The 15976-nt window shown below is 72.5% G+C and carries 13 protein-coding genes and 1 pseudogene; all 14 read right to left on the reverse strand.

The genetic code is table 11. The features are described 5' to 3' along the window. Positions 1–6: 6 nt before the first annotated feature. Positions 7–1086: an alpha/beta fold hydrolase gene (locus tag GL259_RS10475; RefSeq protein WP_243762555.1), complete on the reverse strand. Its 1080-nt coding sequence runs from the start codon at positions 1084–1086 to the stop codon at positions 7–9. Then, the gene (locus GL259_RS38650) at positions 1068–2195 is read right to left on the reverse strand and encodes a pectinesterase family protein (protein ID WP_159531413.1); all 1128 of its coding nucleotides are present in this window, start codon (positions 2193–2195) and stop codon (positions 1068–1070) included. Before GL259_RS38650 ends, GL259_RS10475 begins: the two co-directional genes overlap by 19 nt. Before the next feature lie 85 nt (positions 2196–2280). Next, a complete protein-coding gene (locus tag GL259_RS10485; protein WP_159531415.1) occupies positions 2281–3609 on the reverse strand; it encodes a pectate lyase in 1329 nt (442 codons plus the stop codon). 32 nt (positions 3610–3641) lie between these two features. Further along, positions 3642–4445 (reverse strand): rhamnogalacturonan acetylesterase, encoded by an 804-nt coding sequence (locus tag GL259_RS10490; RefSeq protein WP_159531417.1) that lies wholly within the window; start codon positions 4443–4445, stop codon positions 3642–3644. Between the two features lie 97 nt (positions 4446–4542). Then, positions 4543–5903 (reverse strand): annotated as a pseudogene (locus tag GL259_RS10495) (sugar ABC transporter substrate-binding protein). 79 nt (positions 5904–5982) lie between these two features. After that, complete coding sequence (locus GL259_RS10500; protein WP_159531419.1) at positions 5983–7050, reverse strand: right-handed parallel beta-helix repeat-containing protein; 1068 nt, start codon at positions 7048–7050, stop codon at positions 5983–5985. 33 nt (positions 7051–7083) lie between these two features. Then, positions 7084–8646, reverse strand: coding sequence for a glycoside hydrolase 43 family protein (locus GL259_RS10505; RefSeq protein ID WP_159531421.1), 1563 nt, complete (start codon positions 8644–8646; stop codon positions 7084–7086). Beyond that, positions 8643–9488, reverse strand: a complete 846-nt coding sequence (locus tag GL259_RS10510; RefSeq protein ID WP_159531423.1) for a PmoA family protein — start codon at positions 9486–9488, stop codon at positions 8643–8645. The genes GL259_RS10505 and GL259_RS10510 overlap by 4 nt, the downstream gene beginning before the upstream one ends. Continuing rightward, positions 9485–10687, reverse strand: coding sequence for a Gfo/Idh/MocA family oxidoreductase (locus GL259_RS10515; protein WP_159531425.1), 1203 nt, complete (start codon positions 10685–10687; stop codon positions 9485–9487). Before GL259_RS10515 ends, GL259_RS10510 begins: the two co-directional genes overlap by 4 nt. Further along, positions 10684–11580 carry a carbohydrate ABC transporter permease gene (locus GL259_RS10520; RefSeq protein ID WP_159531427.1) on the reverse strand — a complete coding sequence of 299 codons (897 nt, stop codon included), beginning with the start codon at positions 11578–11580 and terminating at the stop codon, positions 10684–10686. The genes GL259_RS10515 and GL259_RS10520 overlap by 4 nt, the downstream gene beginning before the upstream one ends. Continuing rightward, positions 11577–12512 (reverse strand): sugar ABC transporter permease, encoded by a 936-nt coding sequence (locus GL259_RS10525; protein ID WP_159531429.1) that lies wholly within the window; start codon positions 12510–12512, stop codon positions 11577–11579. The genes GL259_RS10520 and GL259_RS10525 overlap by 4 nt, the downstream gene beginning before the upstream one ends. 96 nt (positions 12513–12608) lie before the next feature. Then, positions 12609–14360 carry an L-arabinonate dehydratase gene (gene araD, locus GL259_RS10530; protein WP_159531431.1) on the reverse strand — a complete coding sequence of 584 codons (1752 nt, stop codon included), beginning with the start codon at positions 14358–14360 and terminating at the stop codon, positions 12609–12611. After that, complete coding sequence (locus GL259_RS10535; RefSeq protein ID WP_159531433.1) at positions 14357–15265, reverse strand: dihydrodipicolinate synthase family protein; 909 nt, start codon at positions 15263–15265, stop codon at positions 14357–14359. Before GL259_RS10535 ends, araD begins: the two co-directional genes overlap by 4 nt. Continuing rightward, positions 15262–15966 (reverse strand): GntR family transcriptional regulator, encoded by a 705-nt coding sequence (locus GL259_RS10540; protein WP_159531435.1) that lies wholly within the window; start codon positions 15964–15966, stop codon positions 15262–15264. Before GL259_RS10540 ends, GL259_RS10535 begins: the two co-directional genes overlap by 4 nt. Positions 15967–15976 lie beyond the last annotated feature (10 nt).

The raw sequence follows: 15976 nt of genomic DNA on the forward strand, positions 1-15976 counted from the left end.
GCCGCCTCAGAGGACGGCGTCGAGCCAGGCGCAGACCTCGTCCTGCATCGCGGCGCCGAAGACGTGGCCGTGCTCCGGCCACGTCTTCAGCCGCAGCCGCTCCTCGGCACGGCGGGAGCGCCAGACGGCGCGCAGCCTGTCGTACGCGGCCCGCACCCCGGCGGCGGGGAACAGGGCGTCGAGCCCGCCGTGGAAGAACAGCATCGGCCGGGGCGCGGCGATGCTCGCCACATCGGGGAGGTCGAGGTGGCGGGCGAGCCCGGGGTGGAGCATGTGGAACGCCGACTGCCCGCGCAGCGTGTTGCCCCCGGGCGCCGTCATGTCCTTGAACCCCGTCATCCAGCACACGCTCGCCGCCGCCGCGATGCGGTCGCTGAGCGCGGCGACCTGCCAGGCGCGGTAGCCGCCCATGGAGAAGCCGACGGCGGCGACCCGGCGCGCGTCCACCCGGTCCAGGCCGGCCAGGAAGGCCGCGGCCCGCTGGTCCTCGCGGGCGTGGAGTCCGGCGAGCGAGGAGCCGAGGTGGTAGAGGTTGCTCGCCAGCGCCTGCTGCTGCTCGTAGCCGAGGGGGCCGCGTTCGCCCCAGCCGAGCGCGTCCGGACACAGCACCACGTAACCGCGCCGGGCGAGTTCGTCCCCGACGAAGCGTCCGTCGAAGCACCGGCCGGCCCACTCCTCGGCGGAGGCGAGCCGGATGTCGTCGTACCAGGGCCGGACGCCCTTCTCCTTGCCGATGTCGAACCGGGAGCCGTGGTCGTGCAGGAGCAGCACGGCCGGGAAGGGCCCGGTGCCCCGCGGGGTGAGCAGGGCGGCGCGGACCCGGGTGTGGCGGGTGAGCGAGACGGTCACCAGCTCCCTGGTGTAGCCGTCCCCCTCGGGTCCGCCGGTGTACTCGGGCGCGTAGGGCGTGCCGTCCTGCTCCGGCACGATGAGCAGTTCCTCGACCTTGGCCCGGGCCGTGCGGCGCCACTGTTCGAAGTCCCGGACGGGCGAGGTGCCCCAGGCGAGCGGGAAGCGCAGGTCCTCCCTGAGCGCCTGGTGGAGGCCGGGCGGGCCGGGGACGGAGGTCACCTCCAGGGCCGCCAGTCGCCGAAGTGGACCTCCCGGGTGTGGGACGCGGCCTCCGCCCGGGTGAGCTGGGGCCGGTTCTCGGGGACGGTGATCACGGCGCCCGGCCCGGTGTTGCGGTACTCGGCGAAGCGCTGGTCCTGCCAGGGGTGGCCGCTCGCCATGTTCGTGTACGGCTCGGCCGCGTCGATGCCGGCGCCGAGGTGGGTCTCGCGGACGGTGAGCATCGGGCGGGCGGTCCGGTCGGAGCTCGGCACCCAGGGGCGGGCCAGCTTGTAGTGGCCGTCGGGGGCCTCGCTGCTGATCCGGCTCCTGGTGACCAGGTAGCCGCGCGGGTTGGCGCCGGCCGTGGAGGGCGCGAAGACGAAGCCGTACGGCGCCCCCGCCAGGTCGGGGCGGGTCAGGGTGCGGAAGTGGCAGTGCGCGAACAGGGCGGTCGCCCGGCCGAAGACGAAGTCGACGTCGCCCTCGACGTAGCAGTGCGAGAAGTACTGGCGGGCGAAGGTGCCGAGGGAGGGGGAGTCGGCGTACAGGGTGTCCTGGTGGCCGAGGAACCGGCAGTGGAGGAAGGCGCTGCGGTCGCCCTGCACCTTGAGGGCGACGGCCTGGGTGCCGCTGGTTCCGGGGTGGTCGGCGCGCAGCCAGTCGTTGGCGAAGGTGATCCAGCGGGCGGTGAAGCCGTCGGGGCGCAGGGTGGTGGTGGCCGAGCCGGAGGTGCCGTGGGTGCCGGAGCCGTCCGGCCTGGGGGTGCCGGCCGCGTTGTCGAAGACGACGACCACGTCGCGGGGGTCCTCGGAGGCGCCGAGCCAGGTCATGCCGGTGCGGTCGGCGTCGACCGAGACCGTCTCGCGGTAGGTGCCCGGCGCGATGACCAGGGTGTGCCCGGGCCCGGCCGCGGCGGTCACGGCGGCCTGGACGGTGGTGAAGTCGCCGGCGCCGCCCGGATGGACGTACAGCGTCCGCGCGGTCAGGCGCGCGGCCGGTGAGCCGTACCGGCCGAACGGGCGGTGCGGCCGGCCGGCGGCGTGCGCGGGGGCGCGGGGCAGGGCGAGCGCGGTGCCGGCCGTGGCGCCGGCGAGCAGGAGACCCCTTCTGGACAGGGGCAGGGGACCGTGGGGCGAGGGCATGGGGGTGTCCTTCGGTGCGGGGCCGGGCGGGGCGCACACCGCAGTGGGGGCGGGATGTGCCCCGGCCCGGCCGGTTCTCGGGGTGTCAGCGGACGCGGCCCGCGCCCGCGTGGTGCTCGACCAGCGCCGGGACCGCCCGCGCCGGGTGGACGGCGGTGCGCAGGGTGGGGGTCCAGCCGGCACCGGAGCGGAGGGTCTCCGCCGGGATCTCCGCGTTGTGCACGGCGATCAGGTCCACGCGCTCGCCGTTGACCCGGTTGTCCGCGGCGGTGAGCGGCGAGTCGTTCCACCTCTTGAGGATCTTCGCCGGGCTGATGCCCTCGGGGAGGGTGAACGCGTTGTGCTCGGCGACGAGCTGGGACTCCTTGCCGATGCCGAAGCTGTAGGAGTAGCCGGCGTCCGCCACGAAGTGGTTGTTGTACACGTCGACCTGGCCGAAGCGGACGCGCGGCGCGCGCTCGACCAGGTGCGAGAACAGGTTGTGGTGGAAGGTCGCCTTGAGCTTTCCCCGGTCCCCGACGGCGGTGGACTCGCCGTCGCTGTTGCCGATCAGGATGGTCTTGTCGTGCTCGGTGAAGACGTTCCAGGAGGCGGTGACGTAGTCGGCGCCCCGGACGATGTCCAGCTCGCCGTCGTGCTGCTGGTAGAGCATGCCGAAGTGGGTCGGGGCCTCGCTGTCGGGGTGCTCGCCGTCGGTGAAGGTGTTGTGGTCCAGCCAGACGTGGGTGGAGCCGTGGACGACGGCGGTGTCGTACTCGGAGTTCCAGTTCCCCTTGCTGCCGTCGGTCGGGTCCCACTGCGGGAAGCAGTCGACGGGGCTCTCGAGGGTGAGGTTGCGGATGATGACGTTGTCCACGCCCCGGATCTGCAGGCTGGCGCCCTTGATGCCGGCGTTCCGGCCGACGCCGATGATCGTGGTGTTGGCGGGGACGTTCGCCTTGATGGCCGTGTCCTGGTTGGCGGCGGAGGCCCTGCGCAGCCCCTCCGGGCTGTCGTCGGGCTCGGCGCTCAGGTCCTGCTCCAGGCCCCAGGTCTGCGGTGCGTACTTCTCCAGGTAGGCGCCGAAGTCGTACCCGGGCGCGGCGAACGCCTCGCAGCCCTCGGAGACCGCGTCGACGGTCCCCTTCACCTTGATGATCTTCGGCGCGCTGCCGCCGTCCGCCAGGGCGGCCTTGAAGCCGGCCCAGTCCGTCACGGTGTACACGTGCTCGGCGTCCGCGGCGGCGCCGCCGGTGGTGCCGGTGCCGTGGGAGGCCCAGCCGTCGTTCGGGGCCAGCGTCTGCCGGGCGGGGTCGCGGTGGTGCGGGGAGTGCGCCTGCGCGCCGGTGCCGGTCAGGGCGAGCACGAGGGCGGTGCAGCCGGCCAGCGAGGCGGCTCTCGCCGTGGCATGAGCATGCCATTTCGGTCTGTTCACGGTGCGGTTCTCCTCGATGGGTCTCGGGGGTGTTACGCGGTGGCCTGCGGCCAGGTGATCCACGACTCGGGAACGTCCTCGTCCAGCCGGCGCACGTCGCGCGGCGCGAGCACCCGGGTGCGCAGCAGCTCCCGGGCGACCAGCCGTGCCACGGCGATCGCGCCCGGCGGATTGAAGTGGGTGTTGTCCTGCTCGGCGGGCGTCCAGTTGAAGTACTTCTTGGTCTCCTCGACCCCGAGCTCCTGCCACAGCGCCAGCGACAGGGCCTGGACGTCGAGCAGTGCCACCCCCTCCTGACGCGCCAGCGCCCGCATCGCCTCCGGGTACTCGCCGTGGGTCGGCACGGCGGCACCGTCCGCGTCGAACCGCCGCCGCTCCACGGCGGTGGCCAGCACGGGCCGCGCCCCACGGGCCCGCGCCCCGTCGACGTACAGCCGCAGGTACTGCCGGTACGTCGACCAGGGCTCGGTGTAGCGGCTCGGGTCGGTGGCCTTCTCGTCGTTGTGCGCGAACTGGACCAGCAGGAGGTCCCCGGGCCGGATGACGGAGAGGACCGCCTCGAGCCGTCCCTCGTCCACGAAGCTCTTGGAACTGCGCCCGTTCACGGCGTGGTTGGCGACGTCCAGGTGCCGGTGGAGGAAGAAGGGCAGCGCCGTGCCCCACCCGGTCTCGGGAGCGGCGTCGGCGTACTTCCGGGCGGCGGTGGAGTCGCCGGCGATGTGCAGGGTGCGGGAGCGGCGGCCGGGGGCGGCGGCGTGCGCGGTGCCGGTCGCGGCGAGGGCGAGGGGAACGGCGGCGAGAGCGGCGAGGGACACCTGTCTGCGGCTCGGGGACACGGGGCGGTTCCTTTCGGCGGGGAAGTGGACGGCTCCCGGAGGGGAGGGACGGCCCGCCGCCCGGAGCGAGCGGGCCGTCCCCGGTGGATCCGCAGACTCACCCCATCTGCTCGTCCCACTCCGCCTGCGCCTCGTTCAGCTGCTTCGCCAGCGTGTCCAGGAAGTCCTTCGCGCTCATGTCCCCGTTGAGCACCTTCTGGAAGTTCGGCTCGTTGTCGGCCTTGGAGATCGTGTTCCAGTCCGGCAGGTAGTACGGCAGCTGGACGATGCTCGTGGACCCGTCGCTCAGCGCTTCCGCGGCCAGCTTGGTCGGCTCCGCCTTCGAGATCCACGCGTCCTTCGCGGCGTCCGTGTGGGCCGGCACCTGCCCGGCCGCCTCGTTGAACTTCGAGTTCGCCTCGTGCGAGGTGGCGTACTCGATGAACTTCCAGGCGGCCTCCTTGTTCTCGGAGCTCTTGAACAGGCCGAGTCCGTCGACCGGGTTGGAGACCTGGACGCGCTTGCCGCCGGGGCCGGTGGGCTGCGGGATGCCGCGGAACTTCCCGGTGCCGAGCGCTTTCACGTGGTCCTGGTAGGACCCGAGGTTGTGGTTGAGCATGCCGATCGTGCCGGAGTCCCACTGCGCGACCATCTTGGTGAAGTCGTTGTTCAGGTCGGCGGCGGGGGTGACCTTCTTGAACAGGCCCGCGTACTTCTCCAGGGCCTCGACGTTCTTCGGGTCGTTGACCGTGGTCTTCTTGCCGGTGGAGTCCCAGAACGAGGTGATGCCGGACTGTCCGTACATCGCGTCCAGGGCCTGGGCGATGGAGCCGGCGCCGCCGCGGATGGTGTAGCCGAACTCGTTCTCGCCCTTGTCCGTGAGCTTCTCGGCGGCCTCGTAGAAGCGGTCCCAGGTCGTCGGCTCCTCGAGCCCCGCCTTCTCGAACAGGTCGGTGCGGTAGTACAGCACGCCGTTGTTCGCGGAGGTCGGGATCGAGTAGAGCCTGTCGTCACCGCCGCCGGCGGCGCGCAGCGACTCGACCATGTCCTTGTTGAGCTTGCCGTTCAGGGGCGACTTCTCCAGGCGCTCGTCCAGCGGGTCGAGCGCCTGCTGGGCGGCGAAGCCCGCCAGCATCGCCGCGCCGACGCCGCCGACGTCCGGCAGGCCGCCGCCCTGGATGGCGGTGTCGACCTTGGACTGGTACTCGGTGGAGGCGATCCCGACGTACTCGACGTCGATGTCCGGGTTGGCCTTCTCGAAGTCGGCGATGACCTGCTTCCAGATGTCGGTGCGGACACCGCCGTTGTTGTCCCAGAAGACGATCTTGCCCTTGCCGTCGCCCTCGGCGCCCTTGTCGCCGCCCGCTCCGCTGCCGTCGTCGCCGCAGGCGGTGGCGGTCAGGGCGAGCACGGCCCCAGGGCGACGGCGGCCGGCGTACGGCGCCCGCCGGTGCTGCTTCTGCGATTGCTGATCTTCATCGGTCGGCTCTCTTCTTCTGGATCCAACGGAATGCGGAAGGTGTGAGGGGTCCGTTCGCGGGCGTCCCCGGACGTGCGGTCAGGTCCCGATCCGCGGCTGCGGGCCGGAGAACCGCTCCACCAGTGCCGGTACGGCGGACGCCGGGTCGAGGCGGTAGTCGTAGAAGTCCCGCGGGTCGAAGGCGTCGCCCCACGCGTCGTGGCGGCCCGTGGTGTTCTTCAGGATCGAACCGCGCTGCACCAGTTCGGCGCCGGCGTCGGCCTGGTAGGGGTGCTGGACGTCCCGGTAGTAGCTGTTCTCGATGACCATCCGGGTCTTCCCGCGCGCCCAGTTCCCGTACGTCCACACGGGGTCACCGGGGTCGGCCTGGGCGGTCAGGTAGTTGTTGTACAGGTGGGCGTGGGCCGCGTTGTCCACGGACGGGTTGCGCTGCTTGGTGTTCGCGAACCAGTTGTGGTCGATGGTGATCTGCGTGCGGACGTTGTCCGTCCAGCCGATCCCGAACGTCTTGTTGTTGTCGGTGAACCGGTTGTAGGAGACGGTCACGTACTCGCTGTCCTTGCGGATGTCGAGCTGCCCGTCGCAGATGTCGGCGAAGCGGTTGTGGTCGATCCAGACGTGGTGGACCGCGTCCATCTGGACGCCGTCGAAGTCGGTGTCCTTGCAGTCCCAGTCGCCCGGGACCGCGGAGTCGCGGATCGTCAGGTTGCGGATGATCACGTTGTGCGTGCCGGGCCCCAGGTGGAGCTCGCCCTGCACCAGCTCGCCGCCGGTGCCGACACCGATGATCGTCTTGTTCGACGCGACGGTGATGCTCGCGCCGAACGGCCGGGCGGTGACGGTGCCCTCGACACGGATGACGTAGGGCTCCTCGGCCGCCGCGTACCGCTCCAGCGACGCCTGGTCGGTGACGGTGACGACCCTGCCGCCCGCCCCGCCGGTGGTGCCGCCGGCCAGCGAGGCGAAGCCGTGCGGGGTGTCGCTCCACCGGCCGGACGCCTCGGCGGCGGGGGCGGCCTCGGCGTTCCCGACCGCCCCGAGCCCCAGCGCGGTCACGAGACCGAGCACGGCGGCGAGGACCCTGCCGCGTCCCGGACCCGGTCCGGGCGCCGGTACCGGCAAGCGCTTGCCACGGAGTTGCGTCATTGCGGCTCCCAACAGGCCGAGGAGGAAAGGGGGTTACGGTGCGCTGATCCTGAACCGGGTGAACGTGGCCGTGCCGGCGTGTCCCTGGCCGGCGGGCGCGAGGGCCACCAGGCCGAGCAGGGCACCGACCCAGCGCCAGGGGGTGGCGGCGAAGACCTGGCCGGAGGGACGGAAGCCGTCCCCGGTGTCGTACGAGAAGCGGCAGCGCGCCCCGGCTGCGATCTCGACGCGCAGCCGGGCCCGGTCCCCGGGAGCGGGCCGGGGGTGGTCGGCGTCCCGCTCCCTCTCCGCGACCGCCTCGGCGAACCGGTGCACCAGGTGCACCGTGCCGTCCGCGCCCCGCTGCAGCCCGATCCAGCGGTACGCGTCCCCGAGGACCGCGAGGCCGGCCCGCGCGCCGGGCTCCCCGTCGTCGAGCCGCAGCTCCACCTCGACGGTGCACGGGGTGCCGGGCAGCCGCTGGGTGAGCACGTTGGGCAGTCTGCGCAGGTCGTGCGCGTCGGCGGAGCGGACGCAGGTCAGCCGCAGTCCGTCGGCGGAGTGCCGGGTGGTCCAGGCGTCGTGGGGGTCCTCCCCGTCCGGGCGGGGCCCGGAGTCCCGGGGAGGGTTGGCGGCCCACTGCCACTGGTGGCCGTGGCGTCCGCCGGGGAAGTCGTCGTCGGTGGCGGGCGCGGCGGGCGGCTGCGGCGGCAGGTCCGGGCGGCGGTGCTCGGTGACGGGGGCGCCGTCGTCCCCGATCACCGGCCAGCCTCCCCCACCGCTCCAGCTCATCGGCTGGAGGTGGACCACCCTGCCGTACGCCCCGCGCTGCTGGAAGTGCAGGAACCAGTCCTCACCGGACGGGGTGCGCACCCAGCCCCCCTGGTGGGGCCCGTTGACGTCGGTGTCCTTCTGCTCCAGGACGACCTTCTCCTCGTACGGCCCGAAGAACGCGCGCGAGCGGAAGGCGCCCTGCCAGCCGGTCTCCACTCCCCCGGCGGGCGCCAGGATCCAGAACCAGCCGTCGTGCCTGTAGAGCTTCGGGCCCTCCAGGGTGAACCAGCCGGGGATGCGGTCCGCGTCGACGATCACCCTGCCCTCGTCGAGGAGTCCGGTGCCGCGGGGGTCCATCCGGTGGCCGGTGAGGCGGTTCTTGATCCCGGAGCGGGACTTCGCCCAGGCGTGCACGAGGTAGGCCTCGCCGGTCTCCTCGTCCCACAGGGGGCACGGGTCGATCAGGCCCTTGCCGGCCTTCACCAGGTGCGGGCGGGTCCAAGGGCCCCGGATCCCGGGGGCGTTGACCTGGAAAATGCCCCGGTCGGGGTCGCCCCAGAAGATCCAGAACCGGTCGTCGTGGTGGCGCAGGGACGGGGCCCAGACCCCGCAGTCGTGCCGGGGGGCCGCGAACTCGTCCTCGGGTTCGAGGCGCTGGAGGGCGTGGCCGACGAGGGTCCAGTTGACCAGGTCGCGGGAGTGCAGCAGGGGCAGTCCGGGGACGCGGCCGAAGCTGGAGGCCGTCAGGTAGAAGTCGTCGCCGACGCGGATCACGTCCGGGTCGGACCAGTCCGCGTTCAGGACCGGGTTGCGGTAGGTGGGGGCCGTCTGCTCGGCGGTCACGGGCTCACCGCCTTGCGGACCAGGGCCGCCGCCTCGTCCCGGCCGAGGCGGCCGTCGGCGACGACGGTGACGATCCGGCGGACCGTCGTCCCGCCGGGCGGGACCGGCAGCCGCGCGTCGTGGGCGAGGGAGGAACCGACGCCCGGGTACTCGGCGGTGCGCACGAACCAGGGGTCGCGGCGGGTCGCTCCGGTGGCCCCGGCGAAGACCAGCGTCCAGGTGGAGCCGGCCAGGGCGAGCCAGTCCGCGCGGCGGCCGTGGACCTCGCCCTCGCCCCGCGCGTCGGCGGTGAAGACGTCCGGTGCCGCCTCCTCCTTGCGGGCCCGCCAGAAGAAGCCGCCGTAGGCGGCGCCGGGGCGGCCGTTGGTGGCGGGGCTGCCGAGGGAGAGCGGGGCGGAGGTGACGTTGGTGAGGGAGAAGGTGAGGTCCAGCGCCCAGGCGCGGTCGGTGAGGCGGGTGGCCGCGACCGTGCGGCGCTCGCGCAGCAGCTCGCCGGGGGCGGCGACCCAGCGCAGCTCCTCGACGAAGCCGTCGGGGTCGCGCAGCTGGAAGGAGGTGTGGCGCTGGGAGCCGTGGTTGTCCAGCTCGGTCGGGCCCCGGTCGCGGACGAAGGTGCGCCCGCCCCAGAAGTTGTGCCCCTCGACGTCGGGAACGGCGACACCGACGCCGAGGTGGTGTGCGTGGTCGGCGGGGCTCAGCTCGGTGACCGCCGTGCCGGCCAGGGTGGTGACGGGGTGCAGGTAGGGGCGCGGGGAGAGCCGGGCCGGCAGTTCGGGCCGGATGACGTACCGGCCGACCGGCCGGCCCGCGACGCTCAGGACCACGGAGTCGTTGCCGCTCATCGGGTGCTCACCTCTTTCGGCAGGTGCCCGGCGGGCCGCGCCCAGGGAGCGCCCAGCTCGGAGTAGAGGGACAGGGTGTCGGCGGCGGCCGCGACGAGTCCGTCGACGCCGGGCACGACACGGCGGTTCTCGCCGGGGACGCGGTGCCAGGCGCCGGCGGGCAGCGGGGCCGGGTCGGGGGCCCGCCGGATCGCCTCGACGACCTTCATGAAGGCGCCCGTGCGGTCCGGCGGGACCAGCAGGGGGGTGCCGTCGGTGAGGTGGGCGACGAGGTTCTCCAGCAGGTCGGTGCGGCCGAACTCGAGCTCTTCCGGGCCGTGGTCCGCGCGCTGGAGCAGCACGCGGTCCTGCTTGTACCAGAAGGTGACGCGGCCGCTGGTGCCGTGCACCAGGACGTACGGTTCGGCGGCCCGTTCGGCGCACAGCGTCGCGGCGACGGTGACCGGTCCGCCCCGCGCGGTGGTGACGCGGACGCAGGAGGTGTCGTCGGACTCGATGTCGTTGGCGCGCAGCAGCTCGGTCTCGATGCCGGTGACGTCCTCGGCGCGGGTGCTGTCGCCGAGCGCGAGGGCGGTGGCGACGGCGTGGGCGAGCGGGTTGGTGAGCGCGCCGTCGACCACGTCGGCGCCGTTCAGCCGCCGCCGGCCCGCCCAGGGCGCCCGCCGGAAGTAGTCCTCGCCGCGCACCCAGGCCCCGGCCCCGCCGATCCCGACCGTCCGGCCGATGGCGCCGCCCGCGACCAGCTCGCGGATCGCGGGCACGGCGTGCGAGCCCAGCGACTGGAAGCCGATCTGGCAGGCGACGCCGGCCGCGGCGACCCCGTCGGCCATGCGCCGGAACTCGGCGTACGACGGCGCCGGGGGCTTTTCGAGCAGGATGTGGACGCCCCGTCCGGCCGCCTGGAGCGCCAGGTCGGTGTGGGTCGGGATCGGGGTGCAGATCACCGCGACCCTGGCGCCGGTGGAGTCCAGCAGGGCACCGAAGTCGGCCGACTGCTCGGGGAGTTCGCCTTGGAACTCGTCCTCGGTCAGCGGGGTGAGCTCGCAGACGCCGACCAGGCGTACGAGGCCCTCGCTCTCGAGGCGGCGGATGTTGTCGACGTGCCAGCGGCCGTGGCCGCGCGCGCCCGCGAGGACGACGGGCAGGGGATCGCCGGCTCCCGTCCGGGAGGGCGTCGGGGGTGCCGACGGTGCCGTCATCCCTTCACCGCCCCCGCGCTGAACCCGGTGATCAGCCACTTCTGGATGAAGGCGAACACGATCACGACGGGGACGGCCGCGATGATGCCGCCCGCGGCGAGCGCGCCGAGGTCGACGCTGTCCGCGCTCATCAGGGTGTTGAGGCCGACCGGGATGGTCTGCTTCTCCTGGTTGTTGAGGAACATCAGGGCGAACAGGAAGTGGTTCCAGGAGTGGACGAAGGCGAAGGAGCCGACGGCGATCAGGCCGGGCCGCAGCAGTGGCAGGACGATGACCAGGAAGGCCTTCATCCGGTTGCAGCCGTCGACCCAGGCGGCCTCTTCCAGGGAGTACGGCACGTTCTTGATGAAGTTGCTGATCAGGATCATCGACAGCGGCAGCTGGAAGACCGTCTCGGCGATGATGACGCTGCCGAGGGAGTTGATCATCTGCAGTTCGGCGAAGATCTCGAACAGCGGGACCAGCAGCAGCGCGCCGGGCACGAACTGGGAGCACAGCAGGGCGAGCATGAAGCCCCGCTTGATCCTGAAGTCGAACCGGGCGAGGGCGTAGCCGCCGGCCAGGGCGACCAGCGTCGTCATGACCAGGGTGGCGACGCCGACCAGCACGCTGTTGGCGAAGAAGGTGCCGAAGCTGCGGTCCGTCCAGACCTTCTCGAAGTGGTCGAAGGTCATCGGCCAGGGCACGAGCGAGGTCGAGCCGGCCGGGCGCAGCGCGAAGAGCAGGATCCAGTAGAACGGGATGAGGGTGAAGACCAGGTAGATGCCCAGCGGGAGGTAGATCTGCCAGCGGGGCGCCTCGTCCCAGGCCCGGCGCCGCTTCGCCGGGCGGGGCGGTTCGGGGGCGGTGGGCGCGGGGGCGGGGGCGGCCTGCGTGGCCTCTTCGGTGATCACTTGCTTTCGCCTCCGAACTTGCTCAGCCGCAGGTAGACCATCGAGCAGAAGAGCAGGATCACGAACGCGACCGTGGTCAGGGCCGACGCGTAGCCGAAGTTGTGGGCGTCGACCGAGGTGTTGGCGATGTACAGCGGCAGCGTCGTGGTCTCGCCCGCGGGTCCGCCGCCGGTCAGCGTGTAGAGCAGGTCGACGTTGTTGAACTCCCACACCGCGCGCAGCAGCGTGGACAGGATGATGGCGTCCTTCAGGTGCGGCAGCGTGATGTGCCAGAACTGCTTGATGCGGCTGGCGCCGTCGACCTCGGCGGCCTCGTAGAGGTCCTTGGAGACGGACTGGAGGTCGGCGAGGATGAGGATCGCGAAGAAGGGGACGCCGCGCCACAGGTCGGCGACGACCGCCGCCGGGAAGACGGTGGAGGTGTCCGACAGCCAGCTGGTCCCGTAGTCGCCGATGCCCAGGTCCGCGAGGTAACGGGTGATGCCCGTCTGGGAGTTGTAGAGCAGCACCCAGATCGCGGAGGTCAGCACGCCGGAGACGGCCCACGGGGAGAAGACCAGGGCGCGGCCGAGGCCCCGGCCGACGAAGGTCTGGTTGACGATGAGGGCCAGCGCGAGCCCGAACAGCAGCTGGAGGCCGACCTCGACGAAGACCCACTTGGCGCTGAAGACCAGCGTGTCCCAGAACAGCGGGTCCTCGGTGAAGATGCGGACGAAGTTGTCGAGGCCCGCGTAGCCGTTCCGCCACGGCTTGGTGGGGTTGTAGTTCTGCAGGCTGTAGTAGAAGACGCTGATGACCGGGTAGGCGATGAACCCCAGCATCAGCAGGGCGGCCGGCGCGATCAGCAGGTACGGGAGTCTGCGGGGCGTGGCGGAGGCACGGCGCCGCCGGGGTGGCGCGGGCGGTTTCGCCACGGCTGCGGCTTGGGCCATGACTGTTCTCCGTTTCTCGGTACGTCGTGCTGTGTCGTGCGTGAGTGGGTGAAGCGCTTTCTTCGCAGGTGTGGGTGATCCGTGCGGTGCGGCGGCTCAGCCCGCGTACGGGTCCTGCACCTCGCCCGGCCGGGCGAGGAACTCGAAGTCGCAGCCGGTGTCGGCCTGGGTGATCTGGTCCTGGTAGAGCGCGCCGTAGCCGCGTTCGTAGCGCACGGGCGGCGGCGTCCACCGCGCCCTGCGGCGCTCCAGCTCCTCGTCGTCCACGTTGAGCCGCAGGGTCCGGTTCTCCACGTCGAGGGTGATGGAGTCCCCGGTGCGCACCAGGGCCAGCGGTCCGCCGACGTACGACTCGGGGGCCACGTGCAGCACGCACGCGCCGTAGCTCGTGCCGCTCATGCGGGCGTCGGAGATCCGCACCATGTCCCGCACGCCCTGCTTGAGCAGGTGGTCGGGCAGCGGCAGCATCCCGTACTCGGGCATGCCCGGGCCGCCCTTGGGGCCGGCGTTGCGCAGCACCAGCACGTGGTCGGCGGTGATGTTCAGCGCCGGGTCGTTGATGGTGCGCTGCATCTCCTTGTAGTCGTCGAAGACGACGGCGGGACCGGTGTGCTTCAGCAGGTGCGGTTCGGCGGCGATGTGCTTGATGACGGCGCCGTCCGGGCAGAGGTTGCCGCGCAGCACGGCCACCCCGCCCTCGTCCGCGACCGGGTTGTCGCGCGGCCGGATGACGTCGTCGTCGTGCACCCGCGCGCCGGCGATCTGCTCGCGCAGGGTGTCGTGGCAGACGGTGGGCCTCTCCAGGTGGAGCAGGTCCGGGATCCGGGAGAGGAACCCGGGCAGACCGCCCGCGAAGTGGAAGTCCTCCATCAGGTACGTCCGTCCGCCGGGCCGCACGTTGGCCAGCACCGGGACGGTGCGGGCGATGCGGTCGAAGTCGTCGAGGGTGAGCTTCACCCCCGCGCGCCCGGCCATGGCGATCAGGTGGATCACGGCGTTGGTGGAGCCGCCGAGCCCGAGGACGGTCGTCACCGCGTCCTCGAACGCCTCCGCGGTGAGGATGTCGCTCAGCCTCCGGTCCTTGTGGACCAGGTCGACGATCGTCATGCCCGCCTTCGCGGCCATCCGGTCGTGCCCGGAGTCGACGGCCGGGATGCTGGACGCGCCCGGGACCGTCACGCCGAGGGCCTCGGCGGCTGCGGTCAGCGTGGACGCCGTGCCCATCGTCATGCAGTGGCCGGGCGAGCGGGCCAGGCCGCTCTCCAGCTCCTGCATCTCGCAGTCGCCGATGACGCCGGCCCGCCTGTCGTCCCAGTACTTCCACATGTCGGTGCCGGAGCCGAGGGTCTCCCCGCGCCAGTGACCGGGGAGCATCGGCCCGGCCGGCACGAAGACGGCGGGCAGGTCGGCGCTGGCCGCGCCCATCAGCAGGGCGGGCGTGGACTTGTCGCAGCCGCCCATCAGCACGGCCCCGTCGACCGGGTAGGACCGCAGCAGCTCCTCGGTCTCCAGGGCGAGGAGGTTGCGGTAGAGCATCGGGGTCGGCTTCTGGAAGGTCTCGCTGAGGGTGGAGACCGGGAACTCCAGCGGGAAGCCGCCGGCCTGCCACACCCCGCGCTTCACGGCCTGCGCGCGGTCCCGCAGGTGGACGTGGCAGGGGTTGATGTCGGACCAGGTGTTGAGGATCGCGATGACGGGCTTGCCGAGGTGCTCCTCGGGCAGGTAGCCGAGCTGGCGGGTGCGGGCGCGGTGGCTGAAGGAGCGCAGGCCCGACGAGACGCCGCTGCCGTACCACTGGTGGCTGCGCAGCTCCTCGGGCCGCTTGCGCCGCTCTGCGGGGGCGCTCATATGGACCACCCCGCGGCGATGGCGGCGACCTCGGCGCGCTCGCTCTCCGGCAGGGGCCTGCTCGGCGGGCGGACCTCGCGGCGGCACAGCCCGAGGGAGGCGAGGGCCTCCTTGACGACGGTGACGTTGTTGGCGGAGCCGTTGGCGGCGCGCAGTTCCTCGAAGCGGCGGATCTGCTCCCACACCTTCATGGCGGCCGGGTAGTCGCCGGCGCGCAGCGCCTCGATCATGTTCAGCGAGACGGCCGGGGCGACGTTGACCAGCCCGGAGGTGAATCCGGTGGCGCCCGCCGAGAAGTAGGACGGGGCGTAGGGCTCCGCGAGCCCCGCCACCCACACGAACCGGTCGAGGCCGGCGTCCCGGGAGAAGGCGGCGAACTTCGCCGCGTCCGGCACGGCGTACTTCACCCCGATGACGTTGGGGCAGGCGTCGGCGAGTTCGGCGAGCCGGGCGCCGGTGAGCTGCGCGTTGCGGATGTACGGCACCACGCCCAGCTCGGGCACGGCCTCGGCGATGGCGCGGTGGTAGTCGACCCAGCCGCTCTGCGAGACGTAGGGGTGGACGGGCTGGTGCACCATCACCATCTGGGCGCCCAGGTCGCGGGCGTGCCGCGCGGAGGCGACGGCGGTCGGCACGTCGTGTCCGACGCCGACCAGGACCGCCGGGCCGTCGCCGGCCTCGTCGACGGTCAACTCGGTGACCAGGCGGCGCTCTTCGGGGGTCAGGGCGTAGAACTCACCGGTGTTGCCGTTGGGGGTGAGGGTCGTGATGCCGCCGTCGAGGAGACGACGCAGCAGGGCCCGGTAGGTGCCGGGGTCGACGGAGCCGTCCTCGGCGAACGGGGTCACCGGGATCGCCACCACGTCGGCCAGGGCCGCCCGCTGGGTCTCGAACGTCGTCGTCATGCCTGACCGTCCTCTTCCTGGGCCGCCGGGAGTTCCGGGGCCTCCGGGGTTTCCGGGATCTCGAATCCCGCTTCGGGGAACGCCCGTCGCACGAACGACACGATGTGCGCGTACAGGGCGCGCGCCGCGCCGTCGGCGTCCCCGCCGAGGGCGAGCCGCAGGATCTCGCGGTGCTCGCTGGCCTCCCGCTCCCAGGAGGGTTCGGCGGCCCAGGCGACGGCGGAGACCAGGGCGGCCTGGTCGCGGACCTCGTCGAGCATCCGGCCGAGCAGCGGATTGCCGCACGGCAGGTAGAGGGCGCGGTGGAACTCGCGGTTGGCGAGCGACCGTTCGGCGGTGTCGTCGGCCTCGTCGGCCCGGGTCAGCGCGTCCCGGGCGGCGTCGAGGGAGGCGCCGCGCCGCACGGCGCGCCTGAGCGCCTCGGGTTCGAGGAGCAGGCGCACGTCGTAGACCTCGCGCGCCATGTCCGCGTCGACCATGCGCACCGTGACGCCCTTGTACTGGCTCATCACGACCAGACCGGTGCCGGCCAGGGTCTTGAGCGCCTCGCGCACCGGGGTCTTGGACACCCCGAACTGCGCGGCGAGGTCGGTCTCGACCAGGGCCTGGCCCGGCGTCAACCGGCCGGTGAGGATGCGGCGTTTGATCTCCTCCAGCACGTACTGCGTGCGGGAGGGGATCGGGGTGGGCACAGAGGTCATGCGCGCCTCT

Source organism: Streptomyces sp. Tu 3180, from assembly GCF_009852415.1.
Lineage (GTDB): Bacteria > Actinomycetota > Actinomycetes > Streptomycetales > Streptomycetaceae > Streptomyces.

Coding starts and splice junctions, on each gene's coding strand:
- GL259_RS38650 (WP_159531413.1), bottom strand. CDS start 2,195: ATGCCCTCGCCCCACGGTCCCCTGCCCCTGTCCAGAAGGGGTCTCCTG.
- GL259_RS10500 (WP_159531419.1), bottom strand. CDS start 7,050: ATGACGCAACTCCGTGGCAAGCGCTTGCCGGTACCGGCGCCCGGACCG.
- GL259_RS10510 (WP_159531423.1), bottom strand. CDS start 9,488: ATGAGCGGCAACGACTCCGTGGTCCTGAGCGTCGCGGGCCGGCCGGTC.
- GL259_RS10515 (WP_159531425.1), bottom strand. CDS start 10,687: ATGACGGCACCGTCGGCACCCCCGACGCCCTCCCGGACGGGAGCCGGC.
- GL259_RS10525 (WP_159531429.1), bottom strand. CDS start 12,512: ATGGCCCAAGCCGCAGCCGTGGCGAAACCGCCCGCGCCACCCCGGCGG.
- araD (WP_159531431.1), bottom strand. CDS start 14,360: ATGAGCGCCCCCGCAGAGCGGCGCAAGCGGCCCGAGGAGCTGCGCAGC.
- GL259_RS10535 (WP_159531433.1), bottom strand. CDS start 15,265: ATGACGACGACGTTCGAGACCCAGCGGGCGGCCCTGGCCGACGTGGTG.
- GL259_RS10540 (WP_159531435.1), bottom strand. CDS start 15,966: ATGACCTCTGTGCCCACCCCGATCCCCTCCCGCACGCAGTACGTGCTG.